Below are 786 nucleotides of genomic sequence, written 5' to 3'. Positions count from 1 at the left end.
TTTTAAATCCACAACCTCTCTATTCGTTGCGATAGCCAATTGCGTGAAATCTTTCCACTCATATATCAAATGATGATACTGAGTGTGCATTTCTCGATAATTTTTTGAGTACGCCATCGAGAGGTACGTCAAGCCTACACCACCAGGACCTATCAGCGCGCCAAGCAAAAATAATGGATCAATAGTCGCCATAAAAACAAAGACAATCGCTGTAACCCCTGCAAGCCATTTCAAAAATGTCAGAGCCCACTTGGGGAAATCTTTCCATTCACAGCATTCCACCCCTGACTTAGTAAAGCGATAAGCGCAATTTATTCGCTGATGGGTCATACTCGAGATCACAAGTGACAATACTATAAAAAAACCCAGGCTCGTTATCACCCTGGACAAAACCCCTTCATCCCCCGCAGGGGTTGAGTACAAAAAATATGACATCCCCATTAGCACGACAGACATGAACGCAAACATACAATTCGCCACAAATGTATTGTAATTACGCGCCCGAATTGTCCAAGCCATTAATTCAGGCTCATGCGCAAACTTCCACTCAAGCTGCGACGGCAGTTCAAGGGGTTTATTAAGATTCAACATTCTAGCGCTCAACGACCGTTTGAATTGGGGACAGCTAACTTAAGTAGCTCAGTGCTTTGGTGTGTCAGCACGATGCCATCTTTTTCTATCAGTTCACTGCCAGGTGTACTGTTGACTCGATCAGCCTCGTTTGCTGACCATTCCAGCGCCAGTCGGAACATGTAGCCGCGGCCGTCTGACCGCTGCCGCGCGTCG

Annotated in this window: 2 protein-coding genes; both read right to left on the bottom strand. The window is 46.2% G+C overall.

Going from position 1 to position 786, the window contains the following annotated elements; all coding sequences use genetic code 11:
* Positions 1-591: hypothetical protein (locus NPS47_RS25245; RefSeq protein WP_274297430.1), on the bottom strand; the 591-nt coding region annotated here is incomplete at its 3' end.
* A gap of 8 nt (positions 592-599) precedes the next feature.
* On the bottom strand, positions 600-786 hold a 187-nt coding region (locus tag NPS47_RS25240), incomplete at its 5' end, for a hypothetical protein (RefSeq protein ID WP_274297429.1).

This window comes from Pseudomonas putida (assembly GCF_028682475.1).
Classification (GTDB): Bacteria; Pseudomonadota; Gammaproteobacteria; order Pseudomonadales; family Pseudomonadaceae; genus Aquipseudomonas; species Aquipseudomonas putida_AG.
Note: the sequence above shows the minus strand (reverse complement) of the source record. Positions and strands in the feature narration are given on the sequence as shown.